Raw genomic sequence first — 23,867 nt, 5'->3', positions numbered from 1 at the left:
CCTCCAACTGTTAGGAATTATGATTAACTCTATCCTTCTTAAGCAACTGCAGCAATAACATAACGATCTTCTCAAATAATACACTGATGATAATAATTACAAAGGTCCATGCGAACAGCTCTTTTGTCATGATATAGAGCTTCGCCTCATATAATCGTTCTCCAATAGAACCGCTGGGTCTTCCAATAACCTCTGCCGCAATTCCGGATTTCCAGCAAAAACCTAAACCCACTGTAACTGAAGTAATTAAATATGGCATAACAGAGGGGATGTATACGGAGGTTATCATTTTTCTTCGGGTAATATGAAAGATCTTAGCCATCTCCAGAAGCTTACGGTCCGTCTCATGTAACCCCTGCAGGACGTTCATGTATACTACGGGCACCACCATTAAGAATGATATCAGCACTGACAGATTTCTGGAGTTAATCCAGATAAGCGCAAGAATAATGAAGGAAGCTACCGGTGTAGCCTTAATAATTCTCATCAGAGGCGCAATCAGTTCACTAATCCATCGGCTTTTGTAAGAAGCCACGGATAAGATAACGCCGATTACTAATGACAATAAAAATCCGGCAATAATCCGTAGGGATGAGAATAATATGGTCTTCCAGAAGTCCAAGTCTTTTAGAAAATCCAAAACTGTTAAAAAAACAGATAGAGGAGAGGATAACAGAAGATCATGTCCAACCCATAGATAGACCAGCTGCCAAAGTAGCAACCAAAAGCCCAGCACCAATAGTTTCATAACAAGTCCTTTTAGCCTCTGCTTTGTCTCTGTCGGTTTATCCATCCTCTGCCCTCTCCTTACATCGGTTTCTTCTTTTTGCTCTTAATTCTTTATAATTTAATCACTTTTTTATTCATATGATCACAGTATGGCTTCAAGTAAATATAAATTATTGTATATAGTAAATATCATCGGTAGGAAGCTTACCTCCTACGGATTTAGGATCCTGCTCAAACAGAACCTGTAGATATCCGTTTACTTTACCTTTCATCTCTTCGCCTTCTACTAATGTTATATTACAATAGGGAATCGCCTTTTTCGATGGTCCTGCCTTGAAAATATCATATTTCTCAATTAATGCTGCTGCCTCATCCACATTCTCATTAACAAAAGCTGTCGACACAGCATATTCTTTCATAAATGCATCAAAGGCTTCTTTGTTATTCTCCAGGAATTCATCCCGTACAATAACCACTCCGGTAACTACTGTACTGTCATCCTTGCTGACCGCCTCCCACTCCTTCGCAATATCGAGGGCAATACGAAGCTTATCATTACTCATCATGACAGCCGTTACATAAGGCTGTGGCAACATGGCAATGGCATCACTTGATTCGCTAAGAAGTGCTGCTACTTCCGTTGATTCAGATTTATACTCAATGTTCACGTCCTTCTCCGGATCAATACCATTCGCTGATAAAATATAATTTAAGGTAAATTGTGGAGTCGTTCCGAGTCCTGTAGAGTAAATTGTCTTTCCTCTTAGATCCTCCACAGTATGGATGGTATCGCCCATTTCCACGATATATAAAACTCCAAGGGTATTGATACCTGCCAGCTTGATCTTGCCTTCCGTTTTATTATACAATACGGAGGCTAAATTACAAGGTATTGCAGCAATGTCAATCTCACCTTTAATAAGCTTTCCTGTGATTTCATCCGCAGCACCAGCAATCATAAACTCATAATTATTAGCTGATGTACCAGCCTGGGCATCCTCCATCATTTTCACCATACCCATTCCGGTAGGTCCTTTTAAGGCCGCAATCTTAATATCGATCTTCTCGGCTTTTGTTGCTTCTTGCTGCTGGTCATCCTCCACATCTGAAGCTGCCTGCTCCGGTATAGCCGTTGGTTCATTCTCCTGCTCTGCTGCAGCAGTTGGTTCCTTATCCGTGCTTTCTTCTACTTCTAGTTGCTTAGTATCGGAAGGCTCCTTCTTTGCAGTGCAGGCAGTAAATACCGTCGTACACAGTATTAATAGTAATCCTAATATTATCTTTTTCATATCTTTCATACTTCCTTTCTTTATCAACCCATGATACTATCTTTCTTAGGCTTAGGTTATGGTTCTTGATTATATGGAATAAATGCTCCTATCATAATCTTTACTTTTTTGAATAAATGGTCTTCACACTAACACCCTTTATCATACCAAGCTTTCCGGCAAGTGTACTGATTACATTTAGCTCAGCATTAACAACAACGCTAATAATGTTGATTTCTTTCTCCCTGTATGGAATACCCATCCTTCCAATAATATATTGTCCAAAGTCATGAAGTAATGCGTTAAGCTTCTCAACAGCTTCCACATCTTCGACTATGATTCCAATCAGTGCTACTCTAGTTTCCATCCAGTTACCTCCTTATCGTAAGCTTTAAATAAGTAAACAAAAAACCCTATATCAGAAGACATAGGGTATATGATACCATTTATATAATCCCGCATGATAACAGGAGTATGTAATTTCATCTTAACCTATGCCTTTCCATCAGAATCCTTTTGAATTGGCTAGGAATATATTAACACTTCGTTATAATACTGTCAAACAGTTCTTGGTTCCAGCAAATGTATATCGATTTTGCTTACGCACAAGTATCAGGTCTCATATACGTAGAGCATTTTCTTATTTCCATAAAATCACGCCTTGATAAATTTGGTTTTAACGTTCTTTTAAGAAATGAACTACCTTTACATTTCCATCCATCTCTGTGCCGTCTATTTCAAATCCACATTTCTTAGTGTAGAAAGCAATATTTTCCTCTTTGTCAGCGGGTGTTATTAACGTTACTTTCTTCCAATCCGAATAATATTCCAGCATATAATGGAAGGCCTTTGTACCAATTCCTTTGCCTTGATATTCCGGAATTACACAAAGGCATCCAAGATAGTACTCTCCATTCCCTCTATCTTCAGCCGAAACAGCTCCTATAGGACTGTTTTCATTATAAATAATAAATTTGGGGTACTTCTCTATAGATTCTTCCATTTTTTCTTTTGACCTACCATAAGCAGGGCATTCTCCATACTTAATATAATCATCATAGAATGATGCGTTATATATTTTGATTAGCAGGTCTGCATCCTCTATTTTTGCTTTCACATATCTTAAGTTCATAATACTTCCCTTTCATCAATAACCCCTAATATTGAATCTCAATTATACTTTAAAACGATACCCAACTCCCCAGATTGTTTCGATGTATTGCGGTTTTGAGGTGTTATACTCTATCTTCTCCCGAATTTTCTTAATATGCACTGTAACCGTAGCTATATCGCCCACTGATTCCATATCCCATATTTCCTGAAATAGCTCGTCCTTTGTAAAGACATGATTCGGGTTTTCTGCAAGGAAGGTCAACAGATCAAATTCCTTCGTAGTAAAGATCTTCTCCTCTCCATCCAGAAATACTCTTCTGGCTGTCTTGTCAATCTTCAATCCACGAATTTCGATTATTTGGTTTTCCTTCATTCCGGAACCAATCAATCTTTCATATCTTGCCAAATGTGCCTTTACTCTGGCAACCAGCTCACTTGGACTAAAAGGCTTTGTCATATAATCATCCGCACCAAGCCCTAGTCCTCGTATTTTATCTATATCATCTTTTTTTGCAGATACCATAAGAATCGGTATGTTCTTCGCTTCCCTGACACGTTTGCATATTTCAAAGCCGTCCACACTCGGTAGCATAAGATCCAGAATCAGCAAATCAAATTCTTCAGACAGAGCACGTTTTACTCCAATCTCACCGTCCGTCTCCACTTCAACCTCAAAACCACTTAACTCCAGATAATCCTTTTCCAGTTCCGCAATTGCAAGTTCGTCTTCAATAATCAATAATCTGCTCATATCTTCGACATCCTTTCTGTATTATTCGACACTTCCGCATTCTCATTATGCTTCGTACTCTTTCTCAGAGTAAATACAATCGTCGTTCCAACCCCTGATTCACTTCTTGCCCATATCCTTCCGTCATGATCCTCAATAATTTTCTTTGAGATCGATAAGCCAAGGCCATTACCTCCTTTTTTCGAATTTCTGGAGGCATCCGCACGATAAAACCGATCAAAGACATAGGGTATATCTGCTTCTGAGATACCAATTCCGTTATCCTCAATTTCAATCTGAACAAAGGAGCCGATATCGTGAATGCGTATCCTGATCTCACCCTTCTGCTTATCCTGATATTTTACAGCATTTCCAATAATATTATTAACAACTCTTTTTAACTGTTCTGCATCCGCAATAACTTCTACCTTCGGGTCTACATCATTCTCATATAGTATTTGAATATTTTTCACCTCAAGATCGAACTTTAGGTCTTCTATACAATCATTAAAATACTCATGTATGTTAATGTTCGCAAAAGAGTATGGAACAGTATTACAGTCAATCTTCGCATAAAATGCCAGCTCGTCAACCAAAATAGACATATCATTTGCTTTTGTTAAAATGGTCTTCAAGTACTTAATCTGCTTCTCAGGCGTAACTGCAACGCCATCCACCAGCCCCTCAGCATATCCCTTTATTGCTGTCAGCGGGGTTTTTAAATCATGTGATATATTACTGATTAATTCCTTGATATCCTCTTCATATTGAAGTCGATTATCAATCAGCTCCTTTAAACGAACTCTCATTTCTTCAAAGTCTTCACACAGCTGTCCTATTTCATCCTCTGTCTCCGCCTGAACTGAGAAATCCAAGTCCCCCTCCTTAATCTGATTCATAGCTACACGAAGTATATTTAATGGACGTAATATACTCCGGTAAATCCAAAACAACAGAATAACCGCGGTAAAGCATAACACAAATATAAAGGAAATCACACCCTGTGTAGCTACAGCTTTTATCTGCGGTACTAAGGTATTCAGGTCGGTTATGACAAAGATGGTTCCTTCTGATCCATCCTTAAAATAAAAGTCCTGTGCTTTAATTAAGAATGGATGCTTACCCCCGGTATATAGCCCTCCGTCTATGTCCGTATTATAGACACCAAACTTTTGTAAATTATCCTTAATTAAACGAAGCTTGTACTCATTCCCCACATATACGAGCTCATCGTTTTTCCGTACAATGACGAACGAATACTTTCCCATTAATTCTCGGTTCAGCTTTTCAATGTACTCCTTGTCCTCTAATTGCTCCGGTGACTTTAAGGCGGCAAGCTTTATCTCATTATAATATCCTCTGGTTAAACGATTTAGTATCTGGATCGGATTCGTGATTACCTGAAGCGTATCTGTCTCAACATCATAGGACTCTTCAATGGAGTTCATCTGTAATCTCACAATTGTCCCGGCTGCTATGGCAAGTAACATGACAGGCATCGCTATTAAAATAATAAAAGCCATTAACAATCTGTCCTTCAGCTTCAATTCCAACACGCTCCATCTTAATTTTTCTCATAATAAACCAAGTATTAATAAATTAAGTATATCATGCTATCTCTTTATTTGCACAGAAAAATACTATGATAATTCTAAAGTTTTCGTGAACTTGTATATCAGGAATATCGATTTTAACAAGAAAGGAATGAGCTGTTGCATAATGATTCAGCAGGGTTATAACTTACCTCACACACAGACAGAAGTACAAATTGTTAATTTCTGTATGTCTTAGACGAACATAAAAAGATCGTCTTATCCATACAGAAATTACAATATTGTTCTTCTGACAGTGCATTATGGTAAGTTATAACCCTGCATACACTATGCAACAGCTCATTCCTTTTCTTGATTCAAAGTAGTAATGATAGAATCCTTACATTATACTACTTTAAATAGTTTCTTAATGTATCAACTTTATCGGTCTTCTCCCAGGGCAGGTCAAGATCCAGTCTTCCGAAATGACCATATGCTGCTGTTTGCTTATAAATTGGTCTTCTTAGATCCAGCATCTTAATAATACCTGCGGGACGAAGATCAAAATGCTTGCGAATAATTGTTACAAGCTCATTGTCATCCAGCTTACCGGTACCAAAGGTATCCACCATGATGGATGTGGGTTCTGCTACACCGATCGCGTAGGAAATCTGTATCTCGCAACGATCAGCCAGACCTGCAGCGACTATATTCTTTGCCACATAGCGAGCTGCATAGGATGCGGATCGATCCACTTTGGTGCAATCCTTACCAGAGAATGCTCCTCCGCCGTGTCTAGCATACCCACCGTAAGTGTCAACAATTATTTTTCTACCAGTTAGTCCGCTGTCACCATTGGGACCACCAATCACAAAACGTCCGGTTGGATTAATAAAGAACTTCGTTTTCTCGTCTACCAGCTCTTTAGGGAGAACTGGATCTAATACGTATTTTTTAACATCCTTCCGTAGCTGTTCAATAGTGATGTCAGCATCATGCTGTGTGGATAGTACTACAGCATTCAGATGAATCGGTTTATTATTCTCATCATATTCTACGGTAACCTGTGACTTACCGTCCGGGCGAAGATAGCTTAAGGTTCCGTCTTTACGAACCTTCGTAAGCTGCTTCGTAAGCTTATGTGCCAAAGAAATCGGATAGGGCATAAACTCCTCCGTCTCATTTGTCGCAAAGCCAAACATCATTCCCTGATCACCTGCGCCAATGGCAGCCAGATCCACATCATCTGCCGTATTTTCTTTTACTTCTAAAGAACTGTCAACACCCATTGCAATATCCTTTGATTGCTCATCAAGTGCAACAATTACACCACAGGTATTCGCATCAAATCCATAGTCTGATTTATCATATCCAATACCACGAATTGTATCACGAACAATTTTCTGAATATCAACATAACCTTCTGTTGTGATCTCGCCCATAACGAGAACTAAGCCTGTTGTTATAGCTGTCTCACAAGCAACACGACTCATAGGATCCTGCTCTAGCAAGGCATCCAAAACCGCATCCGATATCTGATCACAAATCTTATCAGGATGTCCTTCTGTTACTGATTCCGATGTAAATAATCTTTTCTGCATAGTTACCTCCTTTTATTAATCCAACTATGATTTTATCATTTCCCGTTATAGTAAAAAAGAAGTCCGCAATATGCGGACTTGAAACCTTACGTTAATCAAATCCTCTTATTGTTCGATTACTCGCTCAGGTTGGCACCTTCCATAACAGGGGTTGCCGTGACTTCATAGAGCCTTTACTCTCCGTCACTCTGAATAAGAGAAATGTTAAAATATGAAATTGAATGTGCTTTGTTAGTATAGAATATACCGAATATCAATATTCGTCAAGTACTAAAAAATTAAACTTTTCGACTATTCTCTCCAATAATAGTAATATAGTAACAAATATCGTGCCTTTTCCATAAATTAATTGACTTTTTTCTAAAATTTTCATATACTTTATCTATAAAACCATAATTTTAACGGCTTGAACACCACTTTTGATGTTAACACGAAAGGAGACCGTATCTATCTTACGGGCAGCGTGATTATTATGAATACAAATAAAATTTTTATTTCCCAGGCAGTTCCCGGTATGATTGTAGCCGAGGATGTATTCACCAAAGACAATCATTTAGTTATATCAAAAGAGACAAAGCTGACGGACAAAATAATAACACGTCTTGAATTTTATTCTATTATTGAAATAACCGTATATACCATGTCCGTTCCGTCCGATGCCAGCGAATTTCTTGTTGACACTACATATTATGAAAAAATCAAACATAGTGAATCATTTCAACGTTTTCATCTGGCATACAAAAATACGGTTAATGAATTTAAAAATACTTTGGATCAAATAGTAACAGCCCAGAAGGAAATCGATACCGATCAGCTTCTTGCAGATACTAGCCGAATATTATATCAATGTGATTCAAATATTGAAGTATTCAATATGCTTCATTGTATTCGAGATTACGATGACACTACCTATGTTCATAGCCTTAATGTGGCTTTAATATGTAATATTATTGGCAAATGGCTGAACTTCACTCCTGAGGATCTGGAAGCAATCACTCTGAGCGGGTTACTCCACGATTTAGGTAAGCTGATGATTCCTGCTAAAATCATTACAAAGCCTGCAAAGCTTACTGACGAGGAATTTACCTTAATTAAAACTCATACCATACGGGGGTATAATTTACTCAAGAGCAAACGAATTGATAACAGAATTAAGCATGCCGCACTCATGCATCATGAGCGGTGTGATGGTAGCGGATATCCCTATGGTTTTTATAGCGAGCAGATTGATCCCTTTGCTAAATTAGTTGCAATTGCGGATGTGTATGATGCCATGACATGTTCCAGAGTATATCGTGGTCCTCTCTGTCCATTTGATGTGGTATCCATATTTGAGTCAGAGGGATATACGAAATATGACCCTAAGTATATCATAACCTTTTTAGAAGGCATTGTTCTGACCTATATGAACAACAGTGTCCGACTAAACAATGATATGGTCGGCGAAATCATTTTCATTAATAAATCTGCTTTATCCAGACCGGTAGTCAAGGTTGGTGACGATCAATTTATTGACTTATCCAAGGAAAAGGATTTACACATTGTATCTCTTGTATAACAAATACTTTATACCATAGAATGAAGTATAGATTAATGCTATACTTCATTTTTTATAAATAAAATCTGGGGCTTAGATCTTGAGTTATGATCTACACCCCAGTATTATATTGCAATACTATTTGCTTTATATACCCTATATTAGCTTACTTTCAGCTTAAACTTCTTTAAGGCCTTTGTATCCTCAGAATCACATTTTGTAATGGCAGCACCCAATTGCTGCATCTTATATTCAAACTGTTCATATCCTCGTTCAATGTATTCCACGTTCTCAACAATGGTAAAGCCTTCTGCCATTAAACCAGCAATGACAAGCGCTGCACCCGCTCTTAAATCCGGCGCACTGACAATTGCTCCGGTAAGCTTTTCAACACCATCGATGATTGCCGTATTGCTTTCCACTTTAATATTCGCACCCATTCGGGATAATTCATCCACGTACTTAAACCGATTTTCAAAAATACTTTCGGTTACGATACTTGTTCCTTTTGAAATTGCTAACAGGGTCGTCATCTGTGGCTGCATATCGGTAAGAAAACCAGGATATACCAAGGTTTTTACATGGGAATTGCCCAGTCTTCCAGTAGCTCTTACACGGATAGAATCATCAAATTCTTCAACCTCTGCGCCAATCTCCAACAGTTTTGCGGTAAATGCCTCCAAATGCTTCGGAATAACATTCTTTATAAGAATATCACCTTTTGTGGCTGCCGCAGCAAACATAAAAGTACCTGCTTCAATCTGGTCTGGAATAATGGAGTATTCGCTACCATGAAGCTTTGGAACACCTTTGATACGAATAATATCCGTACCTGCACCTTTAATATTGGCACCCATACTATTTAAAAAGTTAGCTACATCTACTACATGTGGTTCCTTTGCAGAGTTCTCAAGAATCGTAGTGCCCTCTGCCAAGCAGGCTGCAAGCATGGTATTGATGGTAGCACCTACACTTGAACAGTCAAAGTATATATGTCCGCCAACTAATTTATCTGTCTTTGCACAAATAGAACCATGTTCGATCTTAACGTTAGCGCCTAATGCTTCAAAACCCTTGATATGTTGATCAAAGGGTCTACTTCCAATATTACATCCGCCAGGTAATGCAACCTGTGCACTTTGATATTTTCCAAGCAAAGCACCTACCAGATAATAGGACGCTCTAATTTTCCTAACATATTCATAGTCAACATTCAAGGAATGAATGTTGCTGGCATTGATTAAAATGGTATTCTTATTAATTCTCTCTACCTTAGCACCTATATCCTCAATCGCCTGTAATAACACTACGATATCTCTAACGTCCGGTACATTCTCTATCTTAACAGTATCATCCGTCATAATTGCTGCAGCGATTATTCCCAAAGCCGCATTTTTATAACCGCTTATTGAAACTTCTCCAACCAGCGGCTTTCCACCCTTTATTATATATTGCTCCATTGCGCACCTCTATTATCATTTTAATCGAACTTAAGTTTGTGAATTATGCATATAAAAGATATTAATATTTTGTAAAATTTACATTAGACAATTAGATTATACCATAAAGTATTGTTTTGTAAATTATTTTTTAAAATTTTGCCATTCTATCCTTTCCCTAGTATTAATTAATATCATTATTCAGTACTTTATACTAATCATCCCCTTATTATATGATAATAAATCTTGATATTATACTTTATATTTTAAGTATCTCAAAGATTTCTATTCGTACACCGTTCCTTTATCATATAGGGAATTTCATTTATAATTGACAATATCTTGCAATTTTAATACAATAAATACATAAGACCTGTGAAATTAGTCGGGGAATTGCCTTTCTCATTGAAGTTTATACATATTATGTTATAATATTGATAGAAGGATCGAAATTTTTATCCAAGGAGGAGATAACTGCTATGGCACCTCGTTATATAACAATTGAAAATGTTGTTGGCAGTGGTAAAAGCCGTGTCAAACAGAATTTAAAATTTAAAACAGGTAACTTCGTTTGGAGAATAAAATTTACTACAGCTCTTAATCCCGCTACAGTAAATAACCGCAATTTGTATGTAACTACTATGAATCAGACACCATTACTAACCAATATACGATACGATTCTGTAAATAAGTATATTGAAGTTGAACCACTTGAGCCATATGAGAAAAACGAATCCTATTTGTTACATGTTACCACGAATGTAAAATCAAAATACGGTCAGAAGTTACCCAATGAGATAACATTACAATTCAAGGTATAATACATATCTGAAAGGACGGACAGCTCCTATAAATAATCATTTATCGAAAGCTGTCTGTCCTTTTTCTTAGTAATCCGGCTATTGCTGATTATTCTCTTCTTCACGAAGCAGACCGTACAGGGTTTCTTCTACCTCATCTTCTGCCTGTTCCATATTCATTTTCTGCATATTGATGTTATCCTCTATTTGTTCATCCGTTTTATCCGAAGTTTGCTCCAGAGGAGCTTCTTTTGATAACTGCGTCTCCTCTTGAAGCGCAGATTGTATAGAATCCTTATATGTACTCTCTCTTATATTCGCACCTGTGCTCTCACCAATATTCTCCCTGGTGTTCTCATTATATAGGGCCTTCCGTTTTAGCGTTTCTATAAGCTTTTCTTTTCCGGCTTCCCCAGAAAAATAGGACCGTAACATTTTCGCCTTCTCAACGTATACACCTTCACCAAACCATAGAATAATATCGGAGCATTCGTTTATACACTCCTTCTCCATATCCGCCTTATAATAGAGCTTAGCGAGTTCATAAGCCCATTTTTCTGTATACTCGATTTTCTTTAATTTCTCTAGAGATTCGATTAACGTCTCATATGGTTTCCCTTTCATTTTATCAATTTTGTAGCGGAACACCAGACAATCGACGTCATTTGGCGCTATTTTCTGATACTCTTCCAAAAAATATTCTGCGTCCTCTTCATTGCTTCTCTTTATAGAAATATCCACCAGATGATATAATATTTTTCTTGTTCTTGATTTATTATAAAGCTTTATATACAGCTGAGCTGCCTCATCATAATATTCATTTTCTGCATAAACCTCTGCAATCAGTTGAATATCTAACGGTTTTTTTATTTTTTTTAAGTCCAGAGTATTTACAATTTTCTGTGCAGCAAACACGTCTCCTTCTTCCATTTTCTTTCGAATTTGTTCAATTTTTATGATTTTTTCATAGCTTCCCATAACTAACAACCTCCATTTGCCCGGATTACAGGCGACAATCCAAAACTGCAAACCAATCTAATCTAATACTACCATTTACGGGCTATTTCGACAAGTATAAAGCATTGGAAGATATAAAAAGCTCTATTATTCTATCCTATAAGGAGGCCGGCATAACTATTAGAGGATGTATCGAGGGTAAATCCTCTGATAAACCAGTAGCTAAGAGGAAAAGGCGGAATTGTGATTACTCACAGCTCCACCTTTTCCTATCTTACTCTTAGCTTATATCGTTAATTTATGATTCACGCCAATATTCCAGAGTTTCTTCAAGCTCCGGAGTTAATTCAATTTGATCCTTTTGAAGTGCCCGGTATCTGGCTTCAATCTCACGGATCTTCTTTTGCTTATCCCGATAATATCTTGCCATAGCCTCGTTAAATAACGGTTGCATTTTAATATGCTCCCTTATTTCCTTAGAAAACGGGCAGTAAGTAGCCAAAATCTCTCTTACCGGTTTATTCAGTTTGATTGCTCCCATGGATTCATAATTCATCCATTGCTCATAATCAATTACAAAAATTTCTCTACTGCTATTTCTTCCTTTTTGAATTTGAAGCTTTATCTTTTCTTTCTTTTCCTCAGAAAGCTCCTTATTCTTACGATAGAATTGCAAGTAATCTGAATATTCTGAGGTTAATGACTTATGCTTGATATCATTCCAAGCAGTACCCTCAATGGTACGGCACATTTCCCAACGATAACGTCCGAATATACGCACTAGCATACCAGTGACATTTACATCGGTAAAGCTAGGAAGTAGGAAACGGGCAGAGCTATCTCTTCTCTTACTTGATATCTCCTGCCACATAATACCGTTTGACCCGATATTCGGCATTAATATAATATCCGGGTAAATCTTCTTAATAATATACTCTTTTATAATTCGTTTTTCCTTGTCCGCGTATAACAGCTCTCTGTCAAATATGGAATAATCAATCCTGAGCAATGAGGCTACTGCGTCATTGACTTTTTGCGCATTCAGATACATTCGTTCTATATTACTGTTCCATTGATCCTTGTGTAATACAGGTACAAAAGTCATAATCTGACCACTGGTCGTTCGATTATTGTATTTGAACATATTCTGAATTTCATAATCCAGCTTTTTCAATGGATCCGTCAGCCAAAGCTGAACTTCTTTTTCTTTAATTCTTCCCTGGCGTTTTAAATCCGTAATGTATTCTGGATATTCAAGATCAAATTCATTCTTCGAAGGAGCCTTTTGACCTTCATATACTAAGGTAAGCCATTCCTTAATATTATATACGGTACAAAAGCTTTGCTCACTCTGACTGTTATCCTCTAAGAAATAGAGCGACAAATACTGGTCCTTCGTTAACAATCTTTCATCCGCATATCCGTATTTTAAGAACATATCTACAAGCCTGGGAACAATCTTCTCCTTATATGCTCTTAAGAAGATGCGCATATACATCTGATAATGATTCTCTGATAATTTTCTACGAATTGCTCTAGCCGAATCGTCGGAGGAGAATTTATCCTTCATCATGATGAAATCCATCATTGCGGATTTCATTCCTTCTGCTTCTTCTCCTTCAATCTCAGCATAGTCCAGAAGCTTCTGGAAGGAATCTGTAAGTTCCCTATCCACCTTTTCTGTATCTTCCTTTGTATATTTTAAGCTGGTCTGAGTGCTGACATCTTTCTCTTTATCTCCAGTCAGTAACAGATGGTATACTTCTTCCATCTTCTTACGGTTTACCTTATAGGGCTTGCCCAGCTTTTGTTCTGAGAATTTCTCGGCCTCATTTATTTCTTCAATAATGCTGTCCATAATATCCATCAATTCACTATTATCTCCGGAATTGGCATTAATCTCTACTGACATTTCAGCAATCAGGTGAAACAAGCAGGATTCTGAGTCATCCATCAGACATTGAGCCATGGATATATAGCCATTAGCAATTTCCTTTAAAGCCTCTATCTGCTGGTTTAATATACCAACCTGCTCCTCAACCTGGTATAGCGTCACCGCATTACCATAGGAAAAATACTGTTTTACAACCTCAACGGGTAGCTTTCTGCATTCACTGTAATAATTAATACGGTCTCGGAGAATATCAATGTCATTATCCAAATCACGCAATTTCATAATACGCTCTGAAATTCTTGGTTTATATCCCCTGCGTTCTGAATTCTCCTTATAATTCTCATAGGTCTGTAATATAAATTGATAGACCTTTGATCCCTGTCGTATTATGTTCTGATAGGTTTGATCCAGATCATAAATCATATTATTATAGGTTGCCACCATAAATCCATGATAATCACTGTTTTTTGAGAGTACCGTCTCTAATTCCTCCGCACGGTCGATCTCAAAGATAAATGCAATCACTTCCTCTTTTGCTGTATAGGTGCTTTGGTATTTTCCTAAATATAAATCATTCACACCAAGAAAAGAGCCTGAACCGACAGTAACCCTCATTCCGTCGTTATGAACTTCTACTCGCCCTTTAATTATCATTGCTACGCTGGATACTGTCTCTCCTTCGATATAGATGTCAATACCTGTAGAAAACTGATTGATTCCATTTGGATTAACTTTCCATCCCATAACTACACCGCCCAATCCATTATGATTTTGCAAAATACTTCGTACTAGTATTATATACTATTTTGGGCTCTACAAAAAGGGAAATATGTCATTTTTCATCGTAATAGTACGAAAGACTTAGATTCAAGTCTCCCCGATCTCCCTATAGTTCATAAATTAAAAAAGAAACAGTATGGTATATTCCAGTCAAATTTTTCTTGGAATATACCATACTGTTTCCTCATGATTGCTTTATAAACACATGACTTAATCATGTCGTAATGGTTCTTATCAGCGATATGCATATACATTATCTATATTTAATCCGTGCGCTCTGCTTCGAATGCATACCATAAGCGTTACCTTTACAGTTAACTCGGTCCAGGCACCCTCACGGCACACAGGAGTTTTTGCTTAGTGCTGCTTCATTCCTGACCTGACACGGTTCACAAATTCCTGTTGCGTAAGACCCAAACGTCAACATCACTTATAAAGGGCTGCCTTACAGTAAGTCACCCTAGGCAGAACATCACCCCTGCTGTAGCGGATTGCAGGTACAGGGCACCGCTATCTCCCCGGCTGCACGGAAATTTTATGACATAATTAATGACTTTACCTACGGCTTTTCCGCTGTTTCGTAAAAAAAGCTGTATGCCAAGTATATATGATTAAGGTTCGGTTGTCAACCCTTCGCAATTTCCTTTTTGTGACATTTTGTCAGCTTTTTCCTTCTTGTTACGAATACGTAAATCACGGAAAAAGCCTTGTAGAACCTCGGTACATTCTTCCTCCATGACTCCGGTAACCAGCTCCACCTGATGATTAAACTCCTGCATCTGAAGTAAGTTTAATATGGATCCGGCACATCCAGCTTTGGGATTCATTGTACCTACAACTACCTTCTTTATTCTGGCCTGTACAATTGCTCCAGAACACATCTGGCAAGGCTCTAACGTTACATACATGATACAGTCTTCCAGTCTCCAGTCTCCCATGTATTTACTTGCTTTTTCAATGGCAATAAGCTCTGCATGGGCTAGAGTTGTTTTCTTTGTATTTCTTTTGTTATATCCTCTGCCAATGATTTTATCCTGATATACAATGACGCACCCAATTGGAACTTCTCCAATTTGATAGGCTTTTTTCGCCTGTTTTAATGCTTCCTTCATGTATTTTTCGTTAGTCATTTTCTTAATTCCTTTACATCTGGACTAGTTCCTTGATTTTTGGTATAGTAATTGTATCATAACGCAAATGAGGTGACAATATGCAGATAAATGGCTTTCAAAAGACAACGCTCCTCGATTACCCAAAGCATATCGCTGCTACAATTTTCCTGGGCGGATGCAACATGCGTTGTCCCTTCTGCCATAATGCTACTCTTGTGACTAAGGCTGCTATACAGCCTGTGATTGCTACAGAGGATGTTTTATCCTATCTTTCTAAACGTGTGAAGATATTGGAGGGCATATGTATCACCGGAGGCGAACCCACTCTCTATACCGATTTACCTGATTTTATAAAAGAGGTAAAGTCCATTGGTTATAAAATTAAGCTGGATACCAATGGAACGAACCCTTCCATGATGAAGGAACTTGTAGAGACCGGACTAATTGATTATATTGCAATGGACATAAAGAACTCAAAGGAACACTATTCTATCTCTACTGGTATTAAGGATTTTCCCATAGAAGCTGTCAGTGATAGCGTTTCTTATCTTTTGAATTCCGATATAGAATATGAGTTTCGTACCACAGTTGTAAAGGAACACCATACGGAACAGGATATGCTATCCATTGGTAAGTGGATACAGGGTGCTAAAGCATACTACCTCCAATCATATAAGGATTCCGGCGACATTATTGAGCCTGGACTTCATAGTCATTCTAAGGATACTTTACTTCATTATGTCAACATTCTTACTCCCTATGTGTCTCAGGTATCGCTTCGAGGAGTGGATTAAGGAGGTTTGCTTTATGCAACGAATACTGGAAACCGAACGTCTCCAGCTTATGACTCTTACAAAGGAGGCTGCACCGCTGGTCCTTGCTTTTTATGAAGAGAATAAAAATATCTTTGAGCCTTGGGAAGCATTACGTAGCAATCATTTTTATACCCTATCCTATCAAAAAGCCTTCCTCACAGCAGAGTATAACCAAATGGCTGAGGGAAAGCTTTTGAGATTCTGGGTTTTTCTTAAGGAACAGCCGGAAGTATTAATTGGTACCGTCTGTTTTCAGAATTTTCTTAAGGATCCCTATCATAGCTGTATTCTGGGATATAAGTTTAGTCATTTCTATCACCATCTTGGCTATGCTACGGAAAGCATCCAGGAATGTATGCGATTTGTGTTTGATGAGTTTAATATCCACCGTATGGAGGCTTATATTATGCCGAGCAACACATCCTCCTTACGTCTGATTGAGCGCCTATCCTTCCGATACGAAGGTCTCGCTTATTCTTATGCACGAATTCGCGGCATTTGGGAAGATCATTTACGTTATTCTTATATCAATCCAAAGGATATGGCGTAGCTATAGCTTTAATGGTAGGTACCAATATCCAAAATCGCCCTGTTTAAGATCCCTTTTTCGAATCGACTTAAAGCTCTCAAATCCAAACATCCTTGCCATGAATTTCTCCCTTTGATGGTAAATTCCCGGCACCCCCAGGATATACCGGCATCCAGAACGTTCTCTTATTTTTGCGAATATCAAATGGTGGTAGCAATAAAATCCATGAAGAAGAAAGCTATTATTGCTTAAGACCCATACTTCCTTTGGAAATATACCGATATCCTTAGGCTCAATTTTAACACACTGAGCTATTTCATTATCCTCAAAGGGGTAAATTCTAGGATATTTCTCAAAGAAATTTGCTGCCTCAGGAGGGTCTGGTAATTCTGGCTCATCGTTCTGAAGCTCCCTATTCATCTTTTCTATCGCCTCTTCATCCACATTGGTTTCTATGGCATCCGTCTGTACTATGCTTTCATTCTTATTCTCTTCTTCTATTTCTCTCTCTTCTGGAGGCTTTTCCAACTCTTTTTTCTGAGTTGTTACTTCTGTCAACATAGCATTTTCATATTGAAGTCGTTCTATGGTTTTCCAGCCCCGGGGTAACTTATACTTTGGAATTAGGGCTTCCTTTTCCGGCGTGAAATCTTGAAAATCTTCCCCAATAACATTCGTATTTTCCTTTTCTTTTACCACCATATCCCTTATTATTCCTTCATTGGTGTCTGTTTTATCCTTATCCTTATTACGATTTGCACTTTCTGGCTTGAGCGCGTCTAATACCTCCTCTGCAATAATGGGCTTATCATCCCACTCCGTTGCAAAAAAAATCTTGTCATTAAGAAATAGCAGAAGCCCTCCCATGTCCGAGAGTTTATAACCGGAATCCATAATATTATCTTCTGATGCAGTTAATTTGCTATCCATAACCTGATTCTTTAATACTGTGTCACCCAGGTAAATCAACTCCAACTGATCCTCATGTCTCTGGATCAGATAGGTAGGAAAGATACTGTCCAATTGACCAAGCAGCTGCATGTGAACCGTGATCTTGCATTGCCCGTTCTTGGTCTCAACCCGGGCATATCCTACATTTTTTCTCTTAACACCATTTTCGTATTGATACATATACGAAACCATTCTTTTATAGTCAGCCAAACGATCACTCCCTCACTCTTCCTGATTAATATAGCCAATTCTAATTCTATTAAATATATTCCGGTAAGAAATATAATATTCCACATATCACAGTAATCATAGCAATGGCTGATAGCGGTACAGGAAGGGTCCTATGGATAAATGAATAGTGGGGCTGTTGCGTAATATACTTGCAAGGAATATGACTTACCTCACACACAGACGGAAGTAACACATTGCTGATTTTATATGTCTCAGGCGGACAAAAAAGTTCGCCTTATCCATATAAAATCAACAATCTGTTCTTCCGACAGTGCATTATGGTAAGTCATATTCCCTGTAAATATATTATGCAACAGCCCCAACCACGTTATAATATACGTTCAAGTTGTTACTATAAGATTTGAATAAATAAAACTCATTCTACCATTATTTAATATCTTTATGGAACTCCTGAAGGGATTTCACTCCTGCTCTCTTCTCTTTCAGTGACTTAATTCCTGCAATGGTAGCCTTTGCAGCAGCTGTTGTGGTTACATAGCTGATTCTTGCTTTTATGGCTGCTTTTCTGATATAGCTGTCATCATTTGCACTCTTTTTATCAATTGGTGTATTTACAATAATATCAATCTGTCCATTTGTTACAGCATCCAGAATATTTGGTCTGCCCTGATACAGTTTATTGATCTTTTCTGCTTGAATACCATTTGCAACGATTAAATCGTAGGTTCCACCCGTTGCCATAATCTTAAAGCCACATTCTGCAAAGCCTTTTGCAATATCTACTACTTCCGCTTTATCTCTGTCGTTCACACTGATTAATACAGTACCCCTCTCCGGAAGCTTTGTTTTTGTAGCTTCCTGCGCTTTATAGAACGCTTCTCCGAAGGTTTCTGCTAAGCCGAGTACTTCTCCTGTGGAACGCATCTCCGGTCCAAGAATTGGATCCACCTCAGGGAACATATTAAACGGAAATACTGCTTCCTTAACTCCGTAATGAGTAAATTTACTTTCCTTTAGAGACGCAACCGGTGATGGCTTGCCAGTAAGTTTGCTGGTAATGATCTGTGTTGCCAGCTTCACCATCTGGATGTTGCATACCTTCGATACCAACGGCACGGTTCTTGATGCTCTGGGGTTGGCTTCCAGTACATATACTACACCATTCTCAATCGCATACTGCATATTCATGAGGCCACATACCTTCATTTCCTTAGCAATCTTCATGGTGTATTCCTTTATGGTTTTTAAATTCTCCTCTGTAATGTTCAATGACGGAATTACACAGGCAGAGTCACCGGAATGAATTCCCGCCAGCTCTATATGCTCCATAACTGCAGGAACAAATGCATCAACGCCATCGCTGATTGCATCTGCTTCGCATTCCAGCGCATTGTTTAGGAAACGGTCGATTAAGATTGGACGATCTGGAGTTACACCTACTGCTGCCTTCATATATACTTCAAGACTTTCATCATCATGAACAATCTCCATTCCGCGCCCACCAAGTACATATGACGGACGAACCATAACAGGATAACCGATTTTTGATGCTATTTCCAATGCTTCTTCTACATTAACAGCCATTCCTGATTCCGGCATCGGAATGTTCAATTTCTCCATCATTGCACGGAAATGGTCTCTATCTTCTGCAAGATCAATGGTCTCCGGTGTTGTACCTAAGATATTTACACCGTACTTCTTTAATTCAGCAGACAGATTAAGTGGTGTCTGACCACCAAATTGAGCAATAACACCAAGAGGCTTTTCTTTTTCATAAATACTTAGTACATCCTCCAATGTAAGCGGTTCAAAATATAGTTTATCGGAAGTATCATAGTCCGTGGATACTGTTTCCGGATTACAGTTTACGATAATTGTATCGAAGCCCTGCTCCTTTAATGCAAATGCCGCATGAACACAGCAGTAATCAAATTCGATACCTTGTCCAATACGATTCGGGCCACCGCCAAGGATCATTACCTTCGGTTTATCGGATACCGGTGATAAATCCTCTTTCAAATGATAAGTGGAGTAATAGTATTTTGCATTCTCTGTTCCACTTACATGAACACCTTCCCAGGCTTCCTTAATTCCGGCATTGATTCTGCTTTCTCTTATCATATTCTCCGGTATCTCTAATATTTTGCTTAAATATTTATCTGCAAAACCATTCAGCTTAGCACTTCTGAGCTTCTCAACCGGAGGAACACTTCCTTTATAGCTCTTTAAGGCTTCTTCTTCCTCTACTAATTCCTTCATTTGCTCAATGAAGTAATGCTTAATCTTAGTTAACTGGTAAAGCTCCTCTACTGTTGCACCTTTACGAAGTGCCTCGTACATAATAAACTGACGTTCACTTGTGGGAACATGAAGCATGTTCAGTAACTCTTCCTTAGACTTTGAAGCAAAATCCTTAGCATAACCCAATCCATAACGTCCAATTTCCAAGCTACGAATTGCCTTCTGGAAAGCTTCTTTATAAGTCTTTCCGATACTCATTACCTCGCCTACTGCTTTCATCTGAGTACCCAGTTTATCTTCCGATCCCTTAAATTTCTCAAATGCCCAACGAGCGAATTTGATTACCACATAGTCGCCATCTGGAACATATTTATCCAAGCTACCATATTTACCGCACGGAATATCCGATAGGTTCAGTCCGGATGCCAGCATTGCAGATACTAAAGCAATGGGGAAGCCTGTTGCTTTAGACGCAAGTGCGGATGAACGGGAGGTTCTGGGATTGATTTCAATAACCACTATTCTTCCAGATATCGGATCATGGGCAAATTGCACGTTCGTACCTCCGATAACCTGAATAGCATCAACGATCTTATATGCTTGTCTCTGTAATTCCTTCTGAACCTCTTCCGATATTGTTAACATTGGTGCTGAGCAGAATGAATCTCCTGTATGAACACCTAATGGATCAATATTCTCAATAAAACATACTGTAATCATTTGACCGGAAGCATCACGAACTACCTCCAACTCCAGCTCTTCCCATCCAAGAATGGATTCTTCAACAAGAACCTGACCTACTAAGCTTGCCTGCAGTCCTCTTGATACGACTGTCTTAAGTTCCTCCACATTATATACCAGACCGCCGCCGGCTCCACCCATGGTATAAGCAGGTCTGATAACAACCGGATATCCTAACTCCTCAGCGATAGCCAGGGCTTCCTCCACAGTGTAAGCAACCTCACTTCTTGCCATTTCGATTCCCAAAGAGTTCATGGTATTCTTAAACTCGATACGGTCCTCTCCACGCTCGATTGCATCAACCTGAACACCAATAACCTTTACATTATATTTCTTTAATACACCCGCTTTATCTAATTCAGCGCAAAGATTTAGACCTGACTGTCCACCCAAATTAGGGAGTAGACCATCGGGTCTTTCTTTTTCGATAATTTGTGTCAACCTCTCCACATTCAGTGGCTCAATATAGGTCACATCTGCCGTCCCCGGATCTGTCATAATTGTAGCAGGATTGGAATTCACCAATACGATTTCATACCCTAACTTTTTGAGTGCTTTACATGCCTGCGTACCGGAATAGTCAAATTCGCAAGCCTGCCCGATAATAATCGGACCTGATCCAATAATTAGTACCTTGTGAATGTCGTCTCTCTTCTTCATTCTAATCCTCCTCGATTTTTAGGAGGATTTCTCCTCCTCGATTTTTAGGAGGATTTCTCCTCCTTGATTTTTAGGAGGATTTCTCCTCCTCTTATACATATTTATTGCGCTGAAACGAAAGCTCATATTACAAACTCGATATTAAAAAAGGGCAAAAAAAATTTGCTTTTTTCTTTTCCCATACATAACATAATATCGCCCGTCTGATTTCATTGTTATATATAATAATCGAAAGTCTATAATTATGCAACAAAAATTTTCAAATTTTTTGAAATTATTTTTGTTAATCAATTTTATTTACTTTATAAGATATATTATACATATGAATTAATATTTATGCAACTACTTTTTTTAATTTTTTCGTATGTTAATTATTATTTTTCCGCACAATCAGCTTTTTATAGGAAGTATTACAATTTAAAATGCCCTAGCAGATTTCCTGTTGCTAGGGCATTATTGTGTATAAAAATTAGCTGTGATCGGATAATGCGTTCGCCAGCTGTGCGAACTGCTCCAAAGTTAATGCTTCTCCTCTGACATTCTCAGAGAGTCCAATTTCTTTTATAGCATTGCTAATCCTTTCTTTACTAAAGGGCAGCTCTGATGAATTATTCAATCCGTTGACCAGGGTTTTACGTCTTTGGTTAAAGGAGGCTCTTATCATCTGAAATAAAAGCTTCTCATCTGACACCTGAACCGGTGCCTGGGTATGAAGGGTTAGATTAATCACTGCAGAGCCTACATTGGGGCGGGGCATAAAGCAGTTTGGCGGAACATTGGCTGCTATATAGGGCTTCGCATAATATTGTACGGCCAGCGAAAGAGCTCCGTAATCTTTTGTTCCGGGTACTGCCTGCATTCGGTCCGCTACCTCTTTTTGGACCATTACCGTGATATTAATTAAGGGTAAATGCCGCTCAAATAAATCCATAATAATCGGTGTAGTAATATAGTAAGGTAAATTTGCTACCACCTTGATGGGTTTTCCCTGATTTTTTTCCTGTACTAATGCATTCAAATCCAGCTTTAGCACATCCTGATGGATAACGGTCACATTATTGTACTTTGATAACGTATCTGAAAGGATGGGTATCAGCATTTTATCAATTTCAACTGCGACTACCTCCCTTGCATGCTCACACAGATACTGCGTCAGAGTTCCAATCCCCGGACCGATTTCGAGAACAAAATCATCCTTTGTGATATCTGCAGCTTGAATGATTTTATCCAGGACATGTGTATCAATCAAAAAATTTTGCCCGAATTTCTTCTGAAAAACAAATTTATACTTATTCAATATTTCAATTGTATTTTTGGGGTTACCCAATTCAGCCATGTTTTACCTCACATATCCTATTCCTTAGTAATTACTTAGATTATCCGTTCTTCTATTCCTTGATAATCCTGATTATTTACTTTCTATCCGATAGAACTTCATTGCATTCTCACTTGTCACACGCAATACCGTCTCACACTCCACCTTCTTAATCCGTGCAATCTCCTGAGCAATTAGGGACAGATAACCGGAATAATTTCTTTTGCCTCGATGTGGCACCGGTGCCAAATAGGGGCAATCTGTCTCAAGTACCAGCTGTTCCAGGGGAGCGTATTCTACAACTTCTTTCAATTTCCTACCATTGGTAAAGGTTACAACGCCTCCGATTCCCAGGTAAAAGCCCATATTCAGATACTGTCTTGCCTGTTCCTTACCATATCCGAAGCAGTGAATAATTGCTCCCACCTTCTCCGAATTGGCTTCCTTCATCATGCCATAAGTATCATTTGCTGCATCTCTGCTGTGTATAACCATCGGTAAATTTACTTCTTTCGCAAGCTCCATCTGCTTTGCGAACCAGATTTTCTGAGTTTCCCGATCCGGGGTATCCCAATAATAATCAAGACCGATTTCTCCGATGGCTACGCATTTCGGATGTCCAATCTTCTCTTTTAGCTGTGCGAAAGTTTCTTCATTTAATACTTGGGTATTTCCAGGATGAACACCAATTGCTCCATAGATATAGGAATATTGTTCCGTCAATGCAATCACCTGATCCAGTGTGCTGAAATCAGACCCCACATTGACCACGTATTGGATTCCCTGTTTCGGTAAGGAATTCAACAATTCCTCTCTATCCTCATCAAATGCTTCATCCTCATAATGAGCATGTGTTTCAAATATCATTTTATTCTCCATTCTGCCAATGCCCCTCATATCGGGGCATCAGCACAGTACTCATATTACCTTC

19 protein-coding genes, 1 other RNA gene and 1 riboswitch are annotated in these 23,867 nt (G+C 38.4%); of the genes, 4 read left to right on the top strand and 16 right to left on the bottom strand.

What is annotated here, in order from left to right; translation table 11 throughout:
• Positions 1-10: 10 nt before the first annotated feature.
• The 7 genes from H0486_RS00250 to metK form a co-directional block, all read right to left on the bottom strand.
• On the bottom strand, positions 11-793 hold the full coding sequence (locus H0486_RS00250) for an ABC transporter permease (RefSeq protein WP_228351104.1): 783 nt from the start codon (positions 791-793) through the stop codon (positions 11-13).
• 106 nt (positions 794-899) lie between these two features.
• Complete coding sequence (locus tag H0486_RS00245; protein ID WP_228351103.1) at positions 900-2,018, bottom strand: ABC transporter substrate-binding protein; 1,119 nt, start codon at positions 2,016-2,018, stop codon at positions 900-902.
• Between the two features lie 100 nt (positions 2,019-2,118).
• Positions 2,119-2,364: a TM1266 family iron-only hydrogenase system putative regulator gene (locus H0486_RS00240; RefSeq protein ID WP_228351102.1), complete on the bottom strand. Its 246-nt coding sequence runs from the start codon at positions 2,362-2,364 to the stop codon at positions 2,119-2,121.
• A 309-nt stretch (positions 2,365-2,673) separates the two neighbouring features.
• On the bottom strand, positions 2,674-3,129 hold the full coding sequence (locus H0486_RS00235) for a GNAT family N-acetyltransferase (protein WP_228351101.1): 456 nt from the start codon (positions 3,127-3,129) through the stop codon (positions 2,674-2,676).
• A gap of 42 nt (positions 3,130-3,171) precedes the next feature.
• The gene (locus tag H0486_RS00230; protein ID WP_228351100.1) at positions 3,172-3,861 is read right to left on the bottom strand and encodes a response regulator transcription factor; all 690 of its coding nucleotides are present in this window, start codon (positions 3,859-3,861) and stop codon (positions 3,172-3,174) included.
• The gene (locus H0486_RS00225) at positions 3,858-5,387 is read right to left on the bottom strand and encodes a sensor histidine kinase (protein WP_228351099.1); all 1,530 of its coding nucleotides are present in this window, start codon (positions 5,385-5,387) and stop codon (positions 3,858-3,860) included. The genes H0486_RS00230 and H0486_RS00225 overlap by 4 nt, the downstream gene beginning before the upstream one ends.
• A 395-nt stretch (positions 5,388-5,782) precedes the next feature.
• The gene (gene metK, locus H0486_RS00220) at positions 5,783-6,973 is read right to left on the bottom strand and encodes a methionine adenosyltransferase (protein WP_228351098.1); all 1,191 of its coding nucleotides are present in this window, start codon (positions 6,971-6,973) and stop codon (positions 5,783-5,785) included.
• A 102-nt stretch (positions 6,974-7,075) separates the two neighbouring features.
• A riboswitch (SAM riboswitch) is annotated at positions 7,076-7,172 on the bottom strand.
• Between the two features lie 273 nt (positions 7,173-7,445).
• On the opposite strand from metK, the gene H0486_RS00215 reads away from it, so the two are divergent.
• Positions 7,446-8,531 carry an HD-GYP domain-containing protein gene (locus H0486_RS00215; protein WP_228351097.1) on the top strand — a complete coding sequence of 362 codons (1,086 nt, stop codon included), beginning with the start codon at positions 7,446-7,448 and terminating at the stop codon, positions 8,529-8,531.
• Between the two features lie 140 nt (positions 8,532-8,671).
• Here H0486_RS00215 and H0486_RS00210 read toward each other — a convergent pair whose 3' ends face one another.
• A complete protein-coding gene (locus H0486_RS00210; RefSeq protein WP_228351096.1) occupies positions 8,672-9,970 on the bottom strand; it encodes a UDP-N-acetylglucosamine 1-carboxyvinyltransferase in 1,299 nt (432 codons plus the stop codon).
• Between the two features lie 458 nt (positions 9,971-10,428).
• Between H0486_RS00210 and H0486_RS00205 the strand changes: the two genes are divergently transcribed.
• Positions 10,429-10,770, top strand: coding sequence for an Ig-like domain-containing protein (locus H0486_RS00205; RefSeq protein ID WP_228351095.1), 342 nt, complete (start codon positions 10,429-10,431; stop codon positions 10,768-10,770).
• A gap of 78 nt (positions 10,771-10,848) precedes the next feature.
• Here H0486_RS00205 and H0486_RS00200 read toward each other — a convergent pair whose 3' ends face one another.
• The 4 genes from H0486_RS00200 to tadA form a co-directional block, all read right to left on the bottom strand.
• Positions 10,849-11,727 (bottom strand): hypothetical protein, encoded by an 879-nt coding sequence (locus H0486_RS00200; protein ID WP_228351094.1) that lies wholly within the window; start codon positions 11,725-11,727, stop codon positions 10,849-10,851.
• A 277-nt stretch (positions 11,728-12,004) separates the two neighbouring features.
• A complete protein-coding gene (locus H0486_RS00195) occupies positions 12,005-14,344 on the bottom strand; it encodes a cyclic nucleotide-binding domain-containing protein (protein ID WP_228351093.1) in 2,340 nt (779 codons plus the stop codon).
• 304 nt (positions 14,345-14,648) lie between these two features.
• Positions 14,649-14,910: signal recognition particle sRNA large type (gene ffs, locus H0486_RS00190), an RNA gene on the bottom strand.
• Between the two features lie 81 nt (positions 14,911-14,991).
• Positions 14,992-15,510, bottom strand: a complete 519-nt coding sequence (tadA, locus tag H0486_RS00185) for a tRNA adenosine(34) deaminase TadA (RefSeq protein ID WP_228351092.1) — start codon at positions 15,508-15,510, stop codon at positions 14,992-14,994.
• Between the two features lie 80 nt (positions 15,511-15,590).
• Between tadA and H0486_RS00180 the strand changes: the two genes are divergently transcribed.
• Together H0486_RS00180 and H0486_RS00175 are read left to right on the top strand one after the other, a co-directional pair.
• Positions 15,591-16,286 (top strand): anaerobic ribonucleoside-triphosphate reductase activating protein, encoded by a 696-nt coding sequence (locus H0486_RS00180; RefSeq protein WP_228351091.1) that lies wholly within the window; start codon positions 15,591-15,593, stop codon positions 16,284-16,286.
• Between the two features lie 13 nt (positions 16,287-16,299).
• Positions 16,300-16,857, top strand: a complete 558-nt coding sequence (locus tag H0486_RS00175; protein ID WP_228351090.1) for a GNAT family N-acetyltransferase — start codon at positions 16,300-16,302, stop codon at positions 16,855-16,857.
• On the opposite strand, the gene H0486_RS00170 is transcribed toward H0486_RS00175, so the two are convergent.
• From H0486_RS00170 to H0486_RS00155, 4 genes are all read right to left on the bottom strand, one after another.
• Entirely contained in the window at positions 16,858-17,997 is a 1,140-nt protein-coding gene (locus tag H0486_RS00170) for a DUF6128 domain-containing protein (RefSeq protein WP_228351089.1), read from the bottom strand.
• Between the two features lie 408 nt (positions 17,998-18,405).
• A complete protein-coding gene (gene carB, locus H0486_RS00165; protein WP_228351088.1) occupies positions 18,406-21,621 on the bottom strand; it encodes a carbamoyl-phosphate synthase large subunit in 3,216 nt (1,071 codons plus the stop codon).
• A 469-nt stretch (positions 21,622-22,090) separates the two neighbouring features.
• Positions 22,091-22,957, bottom strand: coding sequence for a 16S rRNA (adenine(1518)-N(6)/adenine(1519)-N(6))-dimethyltransferase RsmA (gene rsmA, locus H0486_RS00160; RefSeq protein WP_228351087.1), 867 nt, complete (start codon positions 22,955-22,957; stop codon positions 22,091-22,093).
• 72 nt (positions 22,958-23,029) lie between these two features.
• Positions 23,030-23,803 carry a TatD family hydrolase gene (locus H0486_RS00155; RefSeq protein ID WP_228351086.1) on the bottom strand — a complete coding sequence of 258 codons (774 nt, stop codon included), beginning with the start codon at positions 23,801-23,803 and terminating at the stop codon, positions 23,030-23,032.
• Between the last annotated feature and the right edge of the window lie 64 nt (positions 23,804-23,867).

It is taken from the genome of Variimorphobacter saccharofermentans (genome assembly GCF_014174405.1).
Classification (GTDB): Bacteria; Bacillota; Clostridia; order Lachnospirales; family Lachnospiraceae; genus Mobilitalea; species Mobilitalea saccharofermentans.
The sequence above is the reverse complement of the archived record's forward strand: the minus strand, read 5'-3'. Positions and strand labels throughout refer to the sequence as shown.

Bases quoted from the DNA above. Each gene is read 5' to 3' on its own strand.
- H0486_RS00155 (WP_228351086.1), bottom strand. From the start codon at position 23,803: ATGATATTTGAAACACATGCTCATTATGAGGATGAAGCATTTGATGAG.
- metK (WP_228351098.1), bottom strand. From the start codon at position 6,973: ATGCAGAAAAGATTATTTACATCGGAATCAGTAACAGAAGGACATCCT.
- H0486_RS00250 (WP_228351104.1), bottom strand. From the start codon at position 793: ATGGATAAACCGACAGAGACAAAGCAGAGGCTAAAAGGACTTGTTATG.
- carB (WP_228351088.1), bottom strand. From the start codon at position 21,621: ATGAAGAAGAGAGACGACATTCACAAGGTACTAATTATTGGATCAGGT.
- H0486_RS00230 (WP_228351100.1), bottom strand. From the start codon at position 3,861: ATGAGCAGATTATTGATTATTGAAGACGAACTTGCAATTGCGGAACTG.
- H0486_RS00215 (WP_228351097.1), top strand. From the start codon at position 7,446: ATGAATACAAATAAAATTTTTATTTCCCAGGCAGTTCCCGGTATGATT.
- H0486_RS00180 (WP_228351091.1), top strand. From the start codon at position 15,591: ATGCAGATAAATGGCTTTCAAAAGACAACGCTCCTCGATTACCCAAAG.
- H0486_RS00205 (WP_228351095.1), top strand. From the start codon at position 10,429: ATGGCACCTCGTTATATAACAATTGAAAATGTTGTTGGCAGTGGTAAA.
- H0486_RS00195 (WP_228351093.1), bottom strand. From the start codon at position 14,344: ATGGGATGGAAAGTTAATCCAAATGGAATCAATCAGTTTTCTACAGGT.
- H0486_RS00210 (WP_228351096.1), bottom strand. From the start codon at position 9,970: ATGGAGCAATATATAATAAAGGGTGGAAAGCCGCTGGTTGGAGAAGTT.
- H0486_RS00200 (WP_228351094.1), bottom strand. From the start codon at position 11,727: ATGGGAAGCTATGAAAAAATCATAAAAATTGAACAAATTCGAAAGAAA.
- rsmA (WP_228351087.1), bottom strand. From the start codon at position 22,957: ATGGCTGAATTGGGTAACCCCAAAAATACAATTGAAATATTGAATAAG.
- H0486_RS00175 (WP_228351090.1), top strand. From the start codon at position 16,300: ATGCAACGAATACTGGAAACCGAACGTCTCCAGCTTATGACTCTTACA.
- H0486_RS00245 (WP_228351103.1), bottom strand. From the start codon at position 2,018: ATGAAAAAGATAATATTAGGATTACTATTAATACTGTGTACGACGGTA.
- tadA (WP_228351092.1), bottom strand. From the start codon at position 15,510: ATGACTAACGAAAAATACATGAAGGAAGCATTAAAACAGGCGAAAAAA.
- H0486_RS00235 (WP_228351101.1), bottom strand. From the start codon at position 3,129: ATGAACTTAAGATATGTGAAAGCAAAAATAGAGGATGCAGACCTGCTA.
- H0486_RS00240 (WP_228351102.1), bottom strand. From the start codon at position 2,364: ATGGAAACTAGAGTAGCACTGATTGGAATCATAGTCGAAGATGTGGAA.